Below are 18,847 nucleotides of genomic sequence, written 5' to 3'. Positions count from 1 at the left end.
TTTTGCTCAACAATAGCTCAAAGCTACTATTCTGCTTTTTTAAGCATTTATACTTATTGCAAAAGTGACACGCTCCCGACGGATAGCTTGCCGGTGGGTGTTTCAAATGAAGCAGAGTATTGGCTTAATAGCTCAAAAAATTGCTTGGAGTCATTAAATTCGCCTGGGGGCAAGAAAACGGAGATCGCAGCGCTAAATTGATTGCCTAAATCTAACTTCCGCGACACTACCCACAAAGCTGCTAGAGCTTTGTACAAAGCGCTACTGTACTTCAGCCCCGCCAAACCGATGTGAGCATTGAATTGCGATGCTGCCAGGTAGCCAACGGCTCGGCATTCATTGCCAATTGCCACCCAAGCAATATTTTCGGGAGATGCTGATGCGAGGTTAGGTTTGGTGAAACAATTGGCTATGTCTTGGCTCACCGGCCCCACCTGCGATTCCATTACAAAGGAGCTTGCTTTACTGCCTGCTTGCGAGCTTTGGCAGAAAACTCTAGTAGATAAGCCGCCAAAATCTATAGCCAGAATTGCATCTGGTATTGAGGATTTTTTCTTCATAAACGCTGGCTTTTATTACGTTATAAAATGATAGTATTGGCTTCAGTTTAAGTCTGACCTCACCAAATCCGGTGGTTTTAGATAGTTAAAATAGCCCCCTCCAAATGGCGGGGTACAGGCTGCCTTGCAAGGAAAAAATCTCGGTTTGTGTCTGTTGCTTTGCGCTTCCTACAAATAGCAACTATCTCAAGGTTAGGCTAAGATGAAAGGCGAAAGATGGATTTTGATAACTATCCTGTCTTCGTTTAACTCAAGCTGAGCGGGGAGTTCTGGAGCTTCAAAGAAATAAATTGGGTACGGTAATCTTCGGGCAGCTTGATTTGATGTTGCCGCTCGAAACTTTACTTTGCAACTCGGCTTCCGCAAGCGTTGGCCTCAGTTTGTATTGGTGAGAATCTGCGCGTGTTCCGTGCAGATTTTTATCTTCTTGCTGCAAGGGTTGAAGCAGTTCTGCTAATTCTTTAATATTCTCTGATATTTTCAATTGCCGATTCCAGAGAGCAATCCATCATATCCCAGTCAATGCCATCATCGGGGAACAGCGATAATTGTCCAGGCGAGACGTTGGATTGCCCGCGGTTGTGATAAGAAAGATGACACGCAGTACAAAGGGCTATTAAGTTTTCTGGGCGGTTGTCCTCCGGTATCCGGTTGCGGTGGTGTACGGTCAAAGTTAAGGCACAGCGTTCGGACTTGGTTAAGCCATTTTTCTTACCGGGTCGGAGGCATTGTTGGTTGCATTTAGCACAGCGCCAGAGCGCACTTTCTTTCACGGATAACGCAATCTCTCGCCAATTCTTTGGATACCTTTTGGGTTTTGCCATAAACGTCAAAGCTCATCTCTCTATAGGGTGATCGCTTTTGTTCCCATTACTCAGAATACCGTCTTCTCCTGGCATAAAAGCGATCGCACTCATGGATTTTGGGCATGGCCTACCTGTGGGGGTTGTGGGTTGGGTTTGGGTTTTTGGTTCGGTTTTAGTTTCCCCCAGAACAGAGGCGAGCATATCCTTGAATAATATCCCTAATTTGCCGGGGCGATCGTCCCTCCTCTAATGATGAAACAATTGTGTGCCTGGTTTGCTTGGATCTTCCTAGCTACGGGAGCTGTGGCTGGCTGTTCTCAATCGATTCAACAAGTATCAAACACCCCTACACTTCCACCGCCAGCAGTGGAATCAGCACCCCTGAGCAATCTTGCTTCGTCGAAGCCGATATCAGGCATCAACGTAGCTGCGGGCAAACGAGTGATTGCCAGAAACGGAGGGATTACCTATCCTGGGTGGGCTAATGCTAACGATCCTGCTGATTACCAAACAACAACGAATTATCCAAAACTGGGGCGGTGGGGAAACGGAACCAATGAAGGCACTGGCACCTTTCAAATTGTTGATTTAGGTGCCGTTTATTCACTCAACGGTGTTGGCTACAATATTGATTGGGATGGTGCGTTTAAGAATTTCCTAACCTTTCGCATTGAGGTTTCAACCGATAATAAAACTTGGCGATTAGCTTCTGAGATAGTCCATCCTTACTCTCCAAATACCAGTTTCAATAAACTTGATATTGATGTTGCAATTCCCCCGACGACCGCTCGATATGTCAAGTATTGGGAGCCACCAGACGGTCAATGGAATGGTTGGGGGACGTTCCATCAACTCCGGGCTTACTCCCCAAAAAAGTAAGAGGTTTAAGTGTCTTTTAGCAATACTCCGGACAGTTTTTGAAACCGAGGCTGAAACACTCATTCTACCGTTAGCATTTGACCTCACTGAGAAGGCCCAAACCCTCATTCTGCCGTTAGTGATTGAAAACTGTCCGGACTATTGTTCACGGAGAATTGGTATTAGTTGCTTGAGTTTAGCTTTCCGTCCCATTGGCTTGTTCTGTTTTTATCTGTGCAATACAATTCATCCACGCCTTTGTATAGCAGCGGAGAATAAATGATCCTTAAGGGCAATTGTCCTGCTTTCGGTGCAAAGGCTGTCGCAATAGACAAGCTAAACAAAATCCAGACCTATGCCTAGAGTCACTCAATGCTAAGAGAACGACGTATTTTTGTTAATGCACGAGATAATAAATTCGTAGGGCGTGTAAGTCCTACGGCAGATGGTTCTTGAAGTAGAACTTCTATTCGTTCTCCCAAATTGTGCGTCGCAATTTGCTCGTGCTTCCAAGCGACTCTAATTGCACGCAGTAAGGTTTTAGCTTCCCGATAGGATAGGGAGAGGGAAAGTAGTTCGTCTCCGCGTCGCTCTAGCGCTTCAGCCTCGCGCTCGCAATAAGCTTTGGCTGCTGCAAGTGCCAACGAATGCTCGGGAGTTGGCTGATTTCCTGTATCCTCCGAAGCAAGAAAAGGATTATGGGAGCGGCAATCAAAATTTCCAGGCAATGTGTAATCATCAATAATGGCATAGTAGTGAGAAGAGCCAATTCCACCAGGCATAAACTGACTGAAACAATAAATTTCAATCGACTGGTCTTTGTAGATTTCTTTGTAAACCAAGTGAAAAGATCCTGTCATGAGGTTTGGCGCTGTAATTCCAAAGTGTTCTCTATCCGCGACACAATCAGGGAATGCAATCGCCCAGAAAGTTAGCTCCCTCTGATTCTAGCAATCTCAACAACCGCCTTCGTAAGTTTATCAAATCTTTCGGAATCGGACAATTAGCAGCACCGTACTCTTTCCACAGCACTTTCAATTGTTGTAATTCCTCGCCCTCTCGTTGGATTTTGAAATAGTCGTAGAGGGGAAGCCAGAGGAAGGCTTTAGTTGTGAGTAGCTGGCTGACTTGCCTTGCAAGTTCCCCCGGTGTGGGCTTGCGTGGTGTTCTTTCACCGAACCTTTTTTCGCTGTAAGTCCGCCACCGCAGTAGAGGCAAATTAGCTGAGTTTTTCCGCGCACAACCTCAACAATGCCCGTCAGTTAAATTTCTTACGCGATCGCCGGCTGCTGGTGGAATTTGCTCAGTAACAGCCGCTCAAAGTTGATGGGCGAGCGCACTCGCGTCAATCCACCGCTGCCTTACCTTTGTCAAGGATACCTCGCAAAAATTGAGCTAGCTCGGCAAAGTGTTCTGGGTTATTTTCAAGCAACCATTCTGTAAGCATGATTGAGTGTTTGGTTTTCCTAAACTTGACCCGCGCGAACGATAACTCGGCAAACAGCAGATCGAGCAGTTTTGCTGCGTTAATATTTTTGTCAACGTATTGGGGATTTGATAGCTCCTCTGGAGTAGCATCTTTAGAGAAACAATCCTTCTTTTCCTTTAACTTATCTTTATTGCTTTCCAGCCCTTCTCGAACAGCTTCGCTGGTAAGAGCGTGTTCTCGTCCCGCATCGTCTTGATTGAGAACGGCTGCTATAGCATCGGGATGCAGCAGGTAATTTTCATACATACACCTTTCGAGAAAATGAACTGCTTCCGAGCTCCTTTTCTGCAAATCCGCGAGATCCTGTTTAGTTCTATTTTCCCGGTCAAACACAAAACCTACAGCAGGAGGGTACAAATTATTCCCACCGCTGAGCCGTTGGTATAGGTCAAACATAACATCAACAAAGTGAGCTTTCTTTCCCAATAAATCCCCCGTGTTTTTGATGCTGACAATTTTGGTTCCTGTCAAGAGTTTTGGCTCTAGCTTGGACAATACGAGCGGGAAGCACAGTTCCTCGGTCGGCCCTTCCACCCAAAGAATGCTGTCGGCACCGAAAACATCAGACAAACTCACCCCCAGTTCGGCTAATAGAGAGCGCTGTTCCTTAATATCTTTTGCATTCATCATTGATGCTTGGGTTTTGCCGTCCTCATATCGAAGTTTCACAATAGTTGAGGGATTGGCAGCGGAAATAATCTCGGCCGAATGAGTGGCAATAAAATATTGGTGCTGCGGAAACTCTTTGAGGATTTGTATCAGCTTCTTGGCCGCCCCTGGATGCAAATAAGATTGGGGTTCGTCAATAATAATCGGTCTGGGTTCTGGGGAAGCCAGTACCGCGTAAAGAATCGCCAGCACTTGACCGGTACCAGTTCCACAGTCTGACAAGCTAAATGCCAAGTCTTCTCTACCGCTTTCGAGAGTTTTTGTAGGCCAAAGTAATATTTTAAGATCTGGAGGCTGACGAGTCTGCTTCGATAAAATTTTAGTTGAAACCCATTCAAACTGTGGAAACATGGTAGAGACGTGCTGATTGAAACTTTCGTATAACTTTTTTTTACTGGGCGATTCCAATAAATGAATAACTTCAGCCAGGTTTGAAGCCCTTGAATTAAGCTCTTCATCGTTTCCCACAGAGCAGTCTCCAACAAACCGCTGGGCTTGCAATTGGGAAACGCGCTCTCTGAATGTGTGAAAAAGCGTTACAAAAAAATCTTCCTCTGTATAACTAGAATCTGTTTTATTAGTTCCTTGGTCTAAGGAAAAACGACCGCTAGCGTCTTTTCTGAGAATATTTTTGTTTCGGTTTCTTGAAGAGCCGATAGTAAAATTTTCTGGTCGATAGTCTGTTAATTTTATAGCCGGATCTAAATCTTTGATTGAAATGCCATCCCGGTTTACTGAATTAGCCGTCGATTTTGAAACAGTTAACTCTACATCGCTGGGATTGTCCATCCACTTTTGGAATAAAGCAAGCACTTCGGATGCGGGCAAGTACGAATTGCCAGCCGAAGACAATCCTACATAACAGTTGGGTGATAAATTATCGAACAGGCTGTGAATTTCTGCTTTTGTGAAGATTAAAGTTACTTTGGCGACTGATTCTCGGTTCGGCGTTGAATTGGGTTGGGGAAGCGTTTCGATACTGCGGTGCGGGCTGGTCTTAAAACTTAGGGTCAAAGCTTCCAATAGCGCTGTTTTTCCTGAATTGTTGGCTCCCACAATAATATTGATGCCGGGTTGGAATTCTAACACCCCAGAATCCCGGAATGATTTGTAATTAAGCAACTGAAAACGGGAGATGTACATAGCTGTGTTTCGGGGCAAACTTTAATCAATAAACTAGCGCAGTTGCAGGAGCGATCGCACTCCTGGTCAGTTAATCCCATCTGGCAAGTACAAATCGTCACCGGGCAATCTCCTGTTCGTAATCTCTTGCCGATTCTCCAACATAACCGAATCAACGAATTCACCAAACCGCAGATTGTACTCTGGTTCAGTACGCTTGATGCTGAATGCTGTGTCAGCCCGCCGTTCGATGGATTCTGCCATGCTGGCTTGCACTAAAGCTTGAGCTTTCACGTTGCCTTTGGTTGCTTCATTGAGCCAGTATGCCGTAGCTAATGCAATGGGAATAGGCTTGATTAATTGAGCGTTGCCTTCAACTGGAATGCTTTGAGCTTGCGTAAAATTATATCCGCCAAAAGGCAGAGCCAAGGGCGATTTCCCAGTGAGAAACCGGCTCAAGGCGCTGCCCTTTTTGTCCACCGCACCCATAACCCCAATTGCATCGACTTTGTAGCCACCGTCGGGTAGCTGGTAAACATGAAGCGGAATTGCACCTAGAAGGATGGTGGCGGAAATAGCTTTGACTGTCATTTGTTACTTCAAATAAATTACAATTGCCAAAGATTAGCCTGCTTTTGACTAATTAATCAACGATATCTCTGAGCAAATAATTTAGTTTGCGGACTACCGAACCTAGCAAGTAGTATTTGCTCTACATAGAGCAATCCACCGCAGAAAGCGATGACTTAGAACTTCGCGTTGGCTGTCCTAGGTCGCAGAACTTCGACATTCAGCTCTAGTTTTTCTCCCAGCCACAAAGAATGTGTTGTGTGGTCTGCCACATCGTCCCCTGTTTCGGGATGGACGAGAATATTTAGCCCCTCGCGGTGGAGCATCAACCAGGGAACGACTTTGCCAAACTGCGGGGGTAAAAACGCAACTTGATACATCGCTTGAGAGTGAGGGCCAATGGGTTTGTCGTGCCAGCGCCCTAGCTGCACCTCAAACTGAGCCAATCCTTCGCGTACACGCGCAGCAGCATCACGGCTATCACTGTCAAAGTAAATATGTGCGTGAAAACCAACAATTTCGATGGTGTCTGCTTTCATGATTTTCAGTGGGGTATTATGGGGAGGTTCATTGCAGCCAAATCCAACAAAGAAGTATACCCTAGCTTATTAATTTTACCTGCGAGTAAACATTACTCTTTCACAATGCCGCCTATATTTCAGGGTGAACCAATGACTCAAGAAAACAACTGGTTTGAGACAGCACGATTGGGAATGTTTGTTCACTGGAGTCACAGCAGCCAGTGTGGGTACGAATTATCTTGGCCGTTGGTGGGAGGCGTCTTTAGCTTGCCGTACTGCCAAGATGTTCCAGTAGCGGACTATCACCGCACCGCCCAAACTTTCAATCCGACTGAATACAACCCTCAAACTTGGGCGCATTTAGCGAAACGCTTGGGGATGCAGTATGTGATTTTGACGGCTAAACATCATGATGGATTTTCCTTATTTCATACCCAGGAATCCGACTTTTCTATCGAGTATGCGCCGTACAAAAAAGATATTGTCCGAGAATTTGTGGAGGCGATGCGGGCGGAGGGTTTGCGAATTGGGTTGTATTTTTCCTTGATTGACTGGCATTACCCTAACTACCCGGCTTTTACAGAAGCCGACAAACCGTATCAGTTTGGGAAATTTCGACAGCCAACGAGTTCTCAGTGGGAGCGCTACCTAGAATTTATGTTCGCTCAAGTCAGAGAATTGTTGAGCAACTACGGAAAGATTGACTTGCTTTGGTTTGATGGCGGTTGGGAGCGAAAAACAGAGCAATGGCAAGCTAGACAGCTACATGAAATGATTCGCTCGCTGCAACCGCATTTGCTAATCAACGATCGCCTCCCTGGATTTGGAGACTTCGATACCTGCGAGCAATTCATTCCCCCCCAACCGCCTCAACGCACTTGGGAAGCTTGCCTAACTCTGAATGAAAGCTGGGGTTACAACCCGAAGGACACCCAATTCAAGTCAGCTCGCCAACTTATTCATACCCTCTGTGAAGTTGCAGGTAAAGGCGGCAATTTGCTGTTGAATGTCAGTCCTACGGGCAATGGGCAGATTCAATCTGAACAATTGGATTTGTTGCAATCCGTAGAAGCATGGATAGCTGTTCATGCCCAGAGTATCGTAGGAACACAGCCTGGACTGGAACCTTGGCAATTCTACGGCCCTTCTACTCGGCGGGGCAATCGCTTTTACCTACACTTGCTAATGAAGCCCTACGAGTCAGTAACAGTAAGAGGTGTACCCATTAAACGGATTCAAGCCGTTTCTCAAGTCGCTGGAGGGGAATCATTACAATACTCAACTCGCTGTGCCATTGTCGATTCTATGTTAAGTGCCGATCCTCTTGGGGAGTTAACGATTCAAGTGCCTGAAGAAGCTCTCAATCCCTATGCTACGGTGATTGCAGTTGATATTGCTCCAGCCAATGATACTTAGAACAAGGATTTGACACTCCCTGGCCTGAAGGCGCAGGGATTCTTGAATCAGCCAGTCGATTTGCTCATTGATGCTGCCATCAAAGAGTAGAGGTCGGTCTGTCCGCAAGCGTGAATTTCGGCGTGCCCCGCCGTATTTAAATTAATTTTTGCCTGCTTCAACCCTTTCGCCAAAATGTTGCGAGCGGCATTGTGGTCACGATCGAGTATCGTTCCACAACCACAAATATGGGTTCGGGTTGACAGGGTTTTTTTGACCAGATTGCCACAATTTGAACACTCTTGCGAGGTGTCTTGAGGGGCTACAGCACTCACGGTTTTACCGTAGACTTTCCCAAAATACTCCAACCACTGAGCAAATTGTGACCAAGCTGCATCGCTAATTGATTTAGCAAGCTTATGGTTTTTTACCATATTCTTAACCTGAAGGTCTTCATAGGCTATAAAATTGTTAGATTTTACCGCGCACAACGCCGTCTTTATGGCGAAGTCTTTACGCTGCCTCGTGACCTTCAGGTGTTTTCTTCCCAACTTATTAATTGCTTTTTTCCGATTACCAGAGCCTTTCTTCTTTCGAGAAACTCGCTTCTGCAATCTCTTCAAAGCTTTTTCACTTTTTCGGAGGTAGCGAGGGTTAGCGACCGTTTTGCCATCACTATCGGTATAGAAATGGTTTAATCCAACATCTATTCCAAGAACTTTTCCAATAAGAATAGGCTCCTCTTTCCGCTCCACATTAATACAGAATTGGGCGTAGTAGCCGTCGGCACGACGCACAATTCTGATTCGTTTTATTTCACCGGGTGCATAGAAATGCAAGTCCCGACTGCCGATTAACTTGAATTTGCCAGCGGCAAAACCGTCTTTAAGTGTCAAGCATCTTTTGTCCGGAGAAAGTTCCCATCCTGAAGTTTTGTATTCAACAGAACGGGTATGCTTCTTGAACTGCGGGTATCCCTTTTTCCCTGGTTTTTTAGCTTTGCAATTAGCAAAGAAACGTTGGATAGCGAAAATGGCACGTTCCGCCGAAGCTTGACGTGCCATCGAGTTAAGCTTGCCCGCCCATTCAAACTCTTTTGCCAGGATGGCGCATTGCTTGTACAGGTCTACTAACTTAATTCCTTGATTTTCTGTCCAATATTTTAGAGTTTTGTTTCGGACAAATTGAGCTGTTCTGATCATCTCGTCGATGACCCGATATTGCTCCGCTTTGCCTTTTAATTTAAACTCTAAAACTATCATGCAATTATTTTACCACATTCATAAATACCATTCCTTTTAATGTATTTATTTAACAAATATTTACAATTAAAAAGAAGATTAAAGCCGTCCTATAAGGACGGGGCTTTAGACCCTATTTTTTGGTAACCAGTGTAGCGATCGCACTTCTTCACTTCCTACCCCCGTCGCTTTTGGCATCCAACTCAATATCACGCTCGCACTTTGGGTGTCCTCTCGTACAAACCCCGCAACACGACCTTGACATTAGGAAACGCGAAATAATTAGTTAGGCAAGCCGATGCAATGGGGGCTAGGGTTGTGTGCATAGAAAGTGTAGCGACCGCACTCTTCGAGATTGGGGGCGTGTTGGGTTTGGTTCAGTTTCTCCAAAAGTTGGCGTATTGGTGGCGCTCGGCAACAAGTTTGGTAATAGATTGGTCATGGTGACAATAGAACTTGCTAAGCCTGACACTCCCCTTATTTCCGAATATGTTAACCGTGGATAAAAACGTAAAAACTTTGTCGGTTTTCCTACCGATTCTAGCACTGGGTATTGTTGCCACACCTGCACGCGCAGGGAGAATTGAGGGAGCATCTGTTTCCTGTTGGTTGCTTCGTCAAGACAAAGTAGAACTTAAACAAACCTGCATCTATGAGTCGGTTTCTTGGGCTGGAGGCGGAGGAAGGACTTTGCGTTGGGAAGATGGCGGGCAAACAAAAATGACGTGGGGATTACAAGGGCGCGGAGAAAAACCTTGTGCCGAGGATAGCATGACCATAGATGGTGTCTGCGGTGTGGTATATTTCCGCCATCCCACCACCTTACAACGGATTTCTGAAGAAGAGAGCTACAAGCGCGCCATAAACCGCCAACTGGCCGTGACCTGTGTCCAAGTACAAGATAAATCAATCTGCTGGCTATTTAGATGAAATTCATCACAAAGAGAAGTGTTAAAGTTACATTCGCCGAAGTACCAAAAATATATCAAATCTCATACCAAGTTGCGTTCAGACATACAATCATGAGTGATACCAAGTTGGGGTATAAACTATAATTCCATGAATAAAAAACACTTTTTGCTGATACTCTGTCTGTTGCTACCAAGCCTAGTCATAGGCTGCAAGCAGCCAGAAACCTCTCAACAAAGATCAAGTCCGTTTGCCGCCACACAAACCACCACCATCCCAGGTTGGAAAAAGTTTGAGGGACGCGGTGCCCAATTGCAGTTACCGGAGAGTTATAGGGGCGGAGATATCAGCAAAAATCTGGACGTGGTGGTTCAAGAGCTGGAATCTTGGGGACCCTACTATCAGCAGGTAGCTCAGTCTCTCAAACAGAATCCATCCGCATACGCCATTTGGGCTCATGACTCGAAGGTGGGTAAAGCCGGTTTTCTGACTAATGTCGCTATTGCTGTAGAGTCAGTTGGATCTACAGTGACGACAGATACATACTTGGATATGATTACCAAACAATTACCTAGCGAAATTCGTGTCGTGGAGCAGAAGAAGGTATCGCTTGGCGGCTATCAGGCAGGTCAGATTGGGACAGAAACAATAATTCCGAATGGAACATCTGTCAAACAGATAGTCTACACGATTAAGCAGGGAAGCAATATGTGGACTGTTGCATTCACTACCAGTGCTGAGGAATTTGAAGAGCGTATACCCTCGTTTCAACAAAGTATTAACACGTTCTCAGTGAGCGATTAGCTCGACTTTTTTTCCAGCGAACATTGTAGGCTTGTTGTATAATCAGATGGGGTGCTTTATGGTAGTAAATTATTCAGTCTTTGCACGATTATACTTTTTGTTTCGGAGCGAAAAGGTGTTTCATAATTACCTAAAGTTTCTTAGTGATAGTTGCTTAATCAACACTTGTAACTGTACTGCAATCAATTATGTTTGTAAGTGGATCGCACTTATCTAACCCGCTGCTCTCTCAATTTTAACTCACATCCTTTTCCACGCTGCCGCCGATCATCTCCACCTCAACATCACTCAGCATTTTGGGTTTCATCTCATACAAATCATTCAGCACCGCCTTGACGTTCGGAAACACAAAATACTCCGTCAGTTTCCCAATCCGGTAGTTAAAGGGTTGATATCGGTGCTTGAAGTACAGCTCCACATTCCCCCGGTGTTCCCACAATCCTAGTAAGTTGACGGCAACATCCGAGTAATGCGCCCTCACATCCCGCTGCACTTCCGCGATGCGTTCGGAGATCGATCGAGTTGTCACCACAATTTTATAGAAGCAGTGGCCGTCCGCTTTGACCTCCAGAAAATAGAGCGAATTCACCAAAATCCGACGAAGCTGCGCTCGATAAATCAGCAAGTCAGCCCGCCGTTCTTCTAAACAAGATAAACCCGCAGCTTCAGCAATTTCTACAGAGCCTTCCAACGAAGCCAGCTCCAACAGCAGCAGCGGTTCCTGGACTTGGTTGAACAACGCCAGGGGAAGCGCACCCACTGGGATTTTACCCAAGTCAGTAAACTGGTAAGAGCGAGATCCCTCCGACTCTAGCAATCCTTTCAACTGCCACCGAAAGTTTACCAAGTCTTTGGGAATCGATCGCTTTTGGGCCCCGTACTCTTTCCACAGCACTTTCAACTGCTCCAATTCCTCACCATACAGCTGGATGGTGAAATTATCGTAGAGAGGCAGCGATGGGAAAGCTTTGGTTTTAATCCGCTGCGACACGGGCTTGCAAGTTTCCTCGGTATGCGCGAAGTGATGTTCTTTCACGGAACCCTTTTTTGCTGTCAATCCGCCTCCGCAGTAGAGACAAGTTAGCTGAGTTTTTCCGCGCGCCACTTCATCTATGCTCACCAAGTTACCGTCGGGAGCAACACCAAATTTTAGCCACATATTTATAAAAATTCTTCAAAGGTTAGAGTCGATAGGAGCGTTACCACTCCTACCTCTCCTTCAGAACGGAACGTGATACTTTCGCATCATTCCGCTCCTTGATAATTCCATCCTTGTTATGGATACGATTCAAGACACGCTATCGGGTTTTGACACTTTCTTTAGAATGTATTGACCCATCTGTTGCAGTCTTTGTGTCGTGGCAGTGTTTATGCAGAAGTTGTAGGTTGTCGTAGGTATCCTTTCCACCTAACGAGGTTGGTTTAATATGGTCAACTTCTACAATGTCTGTACTGGTAAAGTACAAACCACAGTGAGGACAAATACCCTTTTGACGCTTGATTAAGGATGCAACCCTGTTAGGAGTTTCTGGGTATTCACCTCTTCGCTTGCTCCAATAAGTCCAGTTTCCATCAAATGGACTGGCAACAGCCTTTATTTGGATATGCCTTACGATTGATTGGCGTATCTGAATGTTGTTTTAATTCCAATCCATTCTCGGTGCTGAAACACCAATTACGGTCGCCTACTGTTCTCCAGTATTTGTTCTTATTGATCTTCCCGTTTCCCCTTCTTCTTGCCCAAGCTCTTAATTTATCGTATGTTAGTTTATCAACCTTGCTAAATGTTCTCTTGCTAACAACTGTTGAGTAATAGTTTTACCATCCCCTAATTATTGGATTTAGCCTACTAATTAAAGTAGCTTGGGGGGCATTCTTATGGGTGTCTATTACTTCAGCAATTTTTGATAAATGACTTTTGACTTTGGCTTTTGAAGGTGTAATTAGTGTAGTAAAACCTAGTGGGGTTCCGTGTGGATTAACGGCACATCTGTAGTTTCCTGTTTTGTGCTGTTGTATGTGGAACCCTAAGAACTCAAACCCAACATTTCCATCTATTTCGTTAAGGGTGTGGGTTAATCTTGTTTTACTTGGTTTCAATTCCAATCCCATATCATTTAACCAATCAGCAATTATCTCTTTACACTTTAAGACTACGTTCAAATCCTCATGGATTATCACAAAATCATCTGCATACCGGATTAGACTAAGAGCAACGCGGTTATCCCGTTTTTTTCCTTTTAGTGTTTCCGCGTATTGCTTAACTCTTGCTTCCATACCATGTAGGGCAATATTCGCAAGTAATGGAGAAATTACCCCACCTTGTGGTGTACCTTCATTAGTAGGAAAGAGATTTCCTTGGTCACAGTATCCTGCCTTGAGCCAAGTTCTTACTTGCTGTTTCATAGCAGGAAATGTGGCTATTTTTGTGAGTAATGCTTTATGGTCTATACGGTCGAAGCATTTAGCAATATCAGCATCAAGCACATATTTGGCTTTTTGTTTAATGCTGTTAAATATTGCTCCAATTGCGTCTTGACAACTTCTATTAAACTCAGCGAGACTGTCACCAGCCTCGCTGGTCTTCAAAACCGTGCATGAAAGTTTCCCTTCACACGGCTCCTCAATGATTTGGTGCTTGTCACGCATACCTCATTACCCATTTGTCTGCGACTTTTTCAAGTCTTTTGGTGAGCTTAGGCTCGGCACTATTGCAGCCGGATTTGTTGCCGGGACTGCCATCTGAGGCGGTCTTTGTATCGTGGCAATGTCTGTGTAGAAGTTCCCAGTTATCGTAAGAATCCTTTCCACCTTGCGATTTCGGGATTTTGTGGTCAATTTCCATCACATCGTCTTCACGGAAAAACAATCCGCAGTGGGCGCACTTCCCTTTTTGCCTTTTCAAGAGTTTTGATACCCTAATTGGCATTTCTGGGTTGTTACCCCTTCTTGTACTCCAGTAAACTAGGTTCGCGTCGTATGGTGACGATTCGCCTTTAACTTTCACATGACGCACTATTGGAGTGTCGGCATGGTCAAGTAACCGAAGTGGGCTTGTACCCTCTTTCCTGGTTGCGAATACCCAGTTGTCACCGCCCATAGATTGCCAATATTTCTTTGACACCCATGACTTTGATTTCTTTGGGTGGCGGTGGGTTGCCCAAGCTACAAGTTTTCGATACACCAGGTCGTCTAATTCTGCGTAAGTTTCTTTACTTACTACAGTCGCATAGTAGTTTGCCCATCCCCGTATGATGGGGTTTATTCGTTGGATTAGCGCCGCTTGCGGTGCTGACTTTTGGGCGTCAATAACTCTTGCGATGAGGTCGTAATGTACCTTAATCTTGTTTTGGCTTGGGGTGATGATGGTTTTGAATCCTAGCTTTTCCCCTTGAGTGTTTTTACCTGATTGGTGTTTTCCTTTGGGAAACTGACGTATATTGAAAGCAAGGAAGTCGAACCCTGGTTTTTCACCCTCTATTTCTGAGAGGGTATGCGTCAGTCTGGTTTTACTGGGCTTCAATTCCAAGCCTATGTCTTTTAACCATTCCGAGATTATCTCTCGGCATCTTTGGACAACGGTTATGTCAACGCGCGAGAATCACGAAGTCATCTGCATACCTGATTAATGTTGCTCCTGATTGATAACCAGAGTATTTCCCTTTCTTGACTATTGTCCTTCTGGGGAAAGCTTGCTTAATCCGGTGTTCCATCCCGTGGAGGGCAATATTTGCTAGTAGTGGGGAAATTACCCCGCCCTGTGGAGTACCCTCAGATGTCTCGTAGTGCTGCATATTGTCCATCACTCCCGCTTTTAACCAGGCTCGTATTTGACGGCGAATGGTGGGGAATGTATTAAGTTTGTTTAGCAGTGCTACATGGTTGATGCGGTCGAAACACTTGGAGATGTCGGCATCTAGCACGTATTTGGCTTTATACCTAATCTCGTTGAATATTGCTTCAACTGCATCATGACATGACCTTCCGGCTCTGAATCCATAACTGTTGGGTTCAAATCGCGCTTCCCATTCAGGCTCTAGTGCCATCTTGACGAGTGCTTGCAAGGCTCGGTCTTTCATTGTAGGTATACCTAGAGGTCGCTTCTCTTCCGTTCCCGGTTTTGGAATCCATACTCTCCGGGTCGGGCTGACCTTAGAACCCAGTTTTAAGTTGTTTACTAACTTCAAACGAGCTGCTGGGGATAGAGATTTAATTCCATCCACTCCTGCTGTTTTTTTGCCAGTGTTATCTTGGGTAACTCTACGAACCGATAATGCTCTTGCTGACCAAGAATTCATCAACGTCTTTTGGAGTCTGCGTAATGCCTTTACATCACCACGTTGAGAGGCTTGATAGATTCTCTTTTGGAGCTTGTAAACTCGCCGCTCTAGCTTGCGCCAGTTAATCGAGCGCCATTCCACCGTAGTCTTTAAACTCGTTTTAGACATTTATACTCACTACTTGAGTCTCTATCTTCCAAACATCGTGAGTCTGTCTGCATATCCTGAACATTACTTCAGGCTTTGGCTTTTGACTCAATCTTTCCTACTCGCAGCATCCGGTTAGCACCTACTCAGTCATCGACCTGACTGAGAGCTTACGAGAGGTTACTTCGTTTCTGATAGCCATTGATAGAGTTTTTAGAGCGGTACTATCCACCGGGTTTGGAGGAAGTGCTTGTTGGTCAACCAGGAATTGCCAACTCCCCATTATCCTTGCCCTGTTTGGGACTCCCAGCGTGTAAGCCTGATTCCGCTGGTTTTTCATGACGATGGTTAAACGTACCTTCGTATGCCTACTCATGAACTCTTGCTTGGTGATTGCCAGATTAGGCTTCCAGCATTGACACCTTTCACCCCCGCTTCAGGGATTGATGGCTAGTCGCTACCCTGGGGGACACAGTTCAGAACTGCGCTCTGTGTGCTTTCACTCCTGCACTTGGAGGGTGGGACTTGAGCGGTTCTAGGATACTTTTCTCTCACCCACATGACTATCAAATTGTCAAGGTTCTTATGTTACTTGCGGGTAATCCTCTACCCATTTCAGGGCTAGTTTCTACCCAACGAATCGCACTCCTGGTCTAAAACCATAAGAGTTAGGTTCAAACTTTGCCTCCCACTCTGGTTCTAGCGCCATCTTACATAGCGCTTGCAATGCACGATCGTTGATTGTGGGTATCCCTAATGGTCTAGTTTCGGTTGTTCCGGGTTTGGGAATATTAACCCTACGAGTGGGTTTTGCCTTGCCTTCCAACTTTAACTTACCAACCAGGTTAGTACGTTGCTTTGGGGTCAGGGATTTCACGCCATCCACACCAGCCGTATTTTTACCTTTGTTATCTTGTGTCACCCTACGCACAGCAATACATTTTGCAGACCAAGACCTAATCAGGGTCTTCTGAAGTTTGCGAACTGCTTTAACATCACCACGTTCACTCGCTTGGAATATTCGCTTTTGCAACTTAAAAGTCACCCGTTCTAGCTTTCGCCAGTTGATGTCTTTCCACTCCACCGTCTGATTGTTCAGCGTTTTAGATATATGCTTTGCTACTTGTTCTATTCCTTTGGAAATACCGTGTATCTGTCAGCATATCCACACCATTACAGTGAGGCATTCGCTTTTGATACAATCCCTCTCCCTTAAACCATTCGTTAGCTACTTACTGAACATCGACCTATTCAGAGATTTAAGAGAGTTACTTCGTTCCGATTACATATTGATTGAGTCTTTAGCTGTGATGCTCTCCACCGGGATTACGGGCGGTGCCTATAAGTTAGATCCGGATCCACTTATGCCCTATCCTTACCTTTTGGCTTGGTGTTGGTCAGGGATTCTTACCGTATTTTTTCTACGGGTTCACCATTGACGCGAGCCGTTACACCATTCATACATTACGATGGTTCAGACACATCTTTGCTTTCGCTACGCTTGGACTCTCGCTCAACAGTTACCAGTTTTGGCTACCAGTAGTTCTGCCTTTTAACCCCGCTTTAGTCTATTGGTTGCTACCCAACAAACTAGGGGGTATGCTTTCACCTCTGCACTTGAGGGATGGGACTTACCGCACAGCGGTTCACCCATAAATGTAATCAGTTATCACCAGTTTTTATCAACTGGGCTAACCGTTCCATAAGCTTTCCAGCTTATTTTAGGTTAAACGAATCGCACCAGGTTTTGGAGATGCACCCGCTCCACATGACCAACGATTTTAACAAATCCAGGGGTGAGGGCTTCTGCCTTGGGAAAGAAAGCGATCGGCACTCGATGCTCTTGATGCGTGACTTTAATGCTTGCATCCAAAATCTAAAATCTAAAATCTAAAATCTAAAATTGCTCGTCACCAATCGGGAATTTCTTCAGGCTCCGAGTCTGATAGGCCTTGTGACAGTTGCTCTCTTGGTAACGGCACAGCAGACAATTCATCCTCTACAGGGGAAAATGTACCTTTCCCCGTGTAGGAAAGCATGGAAAGTGAAGCGATCGCTCCTTTGACTTGATCCGGCTTCACCTCTAAGTAATGCTGCAACTGTTCGAGGTTACTGTGACCGCTGATTTCTTGAATAATCCGCAGCGGAATTCCGGCGTTGCTCATCTGAGTCAGGGCGGTGCGACGGAAGCTGTGGGTGGAGGCTCCCTCGATGCCAACCCGATCGAACGCTTCTCTCAAAATCTGATCCGCTGAGTTGGTGTGCAGATGCTTCCAATGATGGTTCGGGTGGCGGCCGGGGAATAAGTAAATCTGACCCGCGTTGGGTTTCCAAGATGTCAGGAGACTTCGCAAATCTTCAATGACAGGAATCGTCCTGGTTTGGAGTTGGCCTTTGGTGTTGCCCTTGCGGAAGTTGATTGTAGGTCGGACTGTACCTCTGGCAGTGTAAATATCGATGACTTCCAGGGAACAAGCTTCGGCAATCCGACAAGCCGTGTAGAGACAAACTCCGAAGAGGGTGCGATCGCGTGAGGAAAGCAAACCTTTGTTGAACAAAAGCTCGATTTCCTGTTGCGTGAGTATCTTGGCTTGCCCGTGCCGTTCTATCTTCATCTTGGTAAACTCGACCCTATACCACAGAGTTTGCCGCAAATACTGCATTGCTGCATCGGTCGGGGGGATTTCTTAACGTGGCAGTGATGGGGTCAAGGGGAAAGTCGAGGCGATCGCACGGCGCAAGCAATTTCCATCTGTGCAATCATCTTTCTAACTCTTTCTTATTAAAATTTGAAGTTTAGACGTTTATGGTGCGATTGTACTCAAACTTTCCGCGTGGGAAAGGTATGAGAATGATTGATATCTTGATTGCCAAGGTTGAGTTACAAAGATGTGGAAGACGGCGATACTACGCTAAGATCTCTCTCTAGTAGATAACGCGCTTGCAGTGTTGCCATCCCTACAGACCACCCAACCAAACAACTCAAAGCTTCATCAATTTCATCATTACAAAGTTCTAGCAGATTCAACAGATTATTTCGATGCCAAGGCCATGAAGCACTTAAACGATGTTGGTTTCCATCTAAATTATGCTTTTTTTGCATTTCTCCCATTAGAAAATCCCAACCTTGTTGAGATATGTCAAATCCATCTACCACCTTTTTACCTGCAAAAAAATCTTTTCCCTCCCATAAAGCACCATCATGGAAGAAATGATTCCTGATAACATATGAAACACCAATAGGCCAGCCATAGTTTAATTTAAGAAAGTAAGCACTGTAATAAGTTGAATCTTTGGTATTTTTAAGAAAGTGGGTTAATAATTGTGGAGGATTAGTACGGTTTCTACAAGCTGTTTCAGTACAAATTAAGGGAGATATAGCAGTTGTAATTGAATCACATATAGCAATTCCATTTGAGATGTAAATATGGATTTCTCTGGTAAAATAGGAAAGTTTGATAATAAATGAAAGGGAA

At 45.1% G+C, this 18,847-nt stretch carries 15 protein-coding genes and 3 pseudogenes; 4 read left to right on the top strand and 14 right to left on the bottom strand.

Annotation, left to right across the window (positions count from 1 at the left end):
• Positions 1 to 53 precede the first annotated feature (53 nt).
• Together QUA62_RS27510 and QUA62_RS27505 are read right to left on the bottom strand one after the other, a co-directional pair.
• On the bottom strand, positions 54 to 560 hold the full coding sequence (locus QUA62_RS27510) for a hypothetical protein (protein WP_333408010.1): 507 nt from the start codon (positions 558 to 560) through the stop codon (positions 54 to 56).
• 461 nt (positions 561 to 1,021) lie between these two features.
• Positions 1,022 to 1,384: an HNH endonuclease gene (locus QUA62_RS27505; RefSeq protein ID WP_333408009.1), complete on the bottom strand. Its 363-nt coding sequence runs from the start codon at positions 1,382 to 1,384 to the stop codon at positions 1,022 to 1,024.
• Positions 1,385 to 1,615: 231 nt separating this feature from the next.
• Between QUA62_RS27505 and QUA62_RS27500 the strand changes: the two genes are divergently transcribed.
• Complete coding sequence (locus QUA62_RS27500; RefSeq protein ID WP_333408008.1) at positions 1,616 to 2,245, top strand: discoidin domain-containing protein; 630 nt, start codon at positions 1,616 to 1,618, stop codon at positions 2,243 to 2,245.
• 344 nt (positions 2,246 to 2,589) lie between these two features.
• On the opposite strand, the gene QUA62_RS27495 is transcribed toward QUA62_RS27500, so the two are convergent.
• The 5 genes from QUA62_RS27495 to QUA62_RS27475 all read right to left on the bottom strand — a co-directional run bounded on the left by QUA62_RS27495 (position 2,590) and on the right by QUA62_RS27475 (position 6,613).
• Entirely contained in the window at positions 2,590 to 3,084 is a 495-nt protein-coding gene (locus QUA62_RS27495) for a hypothetical protein (RefSeq protein ID WP_333408007.1), read from the bottom strand.
• Positions 3,085 to 3,130: 46 nt separating this feature from the next.
• Positions 3,131 to 3,442, bottom strand: coding sequence for a hypothetical protein (locus QUA62_RS27490; protein ID WP_333408006.1), 312 nt, complete (start codon positions 3,440 to 3,442; stop codon positions 3,131 to 3,133).
• A gap of 127 nt (positions 3,443 to 3,569) precedes the next feature.
• The gene (locus QUA62_RS27485) at positions 3,570 to 5,525 is read right to left on the bottom strand and encodes an AAA family ATPase (RefSeq protein ID WP_333408005.1); all 1,956 of its coding nucleotides are present in this window, start codon (positions 5,523 to 5,525) and stop codon (positions 3,570 to 3,572) included.
• A gap of 66 nt (positions 5,526 to 5,591) precedes the next feature.
• On the bottom strand, positions 5,592 to 6,095 hold the full coding sequence (locus QUA62_RS27480) for a hypothetical protein (protein WP_333408004.1): 504 nt from the start codon (positions 6,093 to 6,095) through the stop codon (positions 5,592 to 5,594).
• 155 nt (positions 6,096 to 6,250) lie between these two features.
• The gene (locus QUA62_RS27475) at positions 6,251 to 6,613 is read right to left on the bottom strand and encodes a DOPA 4,5-dioxygenase family protein (protein WP_333408003.1); all 363 of its coding nucleotides are present in this window, start codon (positions 6,611 to 6,613) and stop codon (positions 6,251 to 6,253) included.
• Between the two features lie 132 nt (positions 6,614 to 6,745).
• On the opposite strand from QUA62_RS27475, the gene QUA62_RS27470 reads away from it, so the two are divergent.
• Complete coding sequence (locus QUA62_RS27470; protein WP_333408002.1) at positions 6,746 to 8,011, top strand: alpha-L-fucosidase; 1,266 nt, start codon at positions 6,746 to 6,748, stop codon at positions 8,009 to 8,011.
• A 47-nt stretch (positions 8,012 to 8,058) separates the two neighbouring features.
• On the opposite strand, the gene QUA62_RS27465 is transcribed toward QUA62_RS27470, so the two are convergent.
• Complete coding sequence (locus QUA62_RS27465) at positions 8,059 to 9,252, bottom strand: transposase (RefSeq protein ID WP_333408001.1); 1,194 nt, start codon at positions 9,250 to 9,252, stop codon at positions 8,059 to 8,061.
• 468 nt (positions 9,253 to 9,720) lie between these two features.
• On the opposite strand from QUA62_RS27465, the gene QUA62_RS27460 reads away from it, so the two are divergent.
• The gene (locus QUA62_RS27460) at positions 9,721 to 10,161 is read left to right on the top strand and encodes a hypothetical protein (protein WP_333408000.1); all 441 of its coding nucleotides are present in this window, start codon (positions 9,721 to 9,723) and stop codon (positions 10,159 to 10,161) included.
• A 165-nt stretch (positions 10,162 to 10,326) separates the two neighbouring features.
• Complete coding sequence (locus QUA62_RS27455) at positions 10,327 to 10,944, top strand: hypothetical protein (RefSeq protein ID WP_333407999.1); 618 nt, start codon at positions 10,327 to 10,329, stop codon at positions 10,942 to 10,944.
• A gap of 235 nt (positions 10,945 to 11,179) precedes the next feature.
• On the opposite strand, the gene QUA62_RS27450 is transcribed toward QUA62_RS27455, so the two are convergent.
• The 6 genes and pseudogenes from QUA62_RS27450 to QUA62_RS27420 all read right to left on the bottom strand — a co-directional run.
• Entirely contained in the window at positions 11,180 to 12,103 is a 924-nt protein-coding gene (locus tag QUA62_RS27450; RefSeq protein ID WP_333407998.1) for a GIY-YIG nuclease family protein, read from the bottom strand.
• Between the two features lie 49 nt (positions 12,104 to 12,152).
• A pseudogene (locus QUA62_RS27440) lies at positions 12,153 to 13,491 on the bottom strand (group II intron reverse transcriptase); the annotation flags it as partial.
• Between the two features lie 18 nt (positions 13,492 to 13,509).
• Positions 13,510 to 15,392: pseudogene (ltrA, locus tag QUA62_RS27435) on the bottom strand (group II intron reverse transcriptase/maturase); the annotation flags it as partial.
• 625 nt (positions 15,393 to 16,017) lie between these two features.
• Positions 16,018 to 16,482 (bottom strand): annotated as a pseudogene (locus QUA62_RS27430) (reverse transcriptase N-terminal domain-containing protein); the annotation flags it as partial.
• 799 nt (positions 16,483 to 17,281) lie between these two features.
• Positions 17,282 to 17,986 carry a tyrosine-type recombinase/integrase gene (locus QUA62_RS27425; protein ID WP_333407996.1) on the bottom strand — a complete coding sequence of 235 codons (705 nt, stop codon included), beginning with the start codon at positions 17,984 to 17,986 and terminating at the stop codon, positions 17,282 to 17,284.
• Between the two features lie 266 nt (positions 17,987 to 18,252).
• Positions 18,253 to 18,847, bottom strand: a 595-nt coding sequence (locus QUA62_RS27420; RefSeq protein WP_333407995.1) for a hypothetical protein, incomplete at its 5' end; no start/stop codon positions are given.

Source organism: Microcoleus sp. MON1_C1 (genome assembly GCF_036701945.1).
Lineage (GTDB): Bacteria > Cyanobacteriota > Cyanobacteriia > Cyanobacteriales > Microcoleaceae > Microcoleus.
The sequence above is the reverse complement of the archived record's forward strand: the minus strand, read 5'-3'. Positions and strand labels throughout refer to the sequence as shown.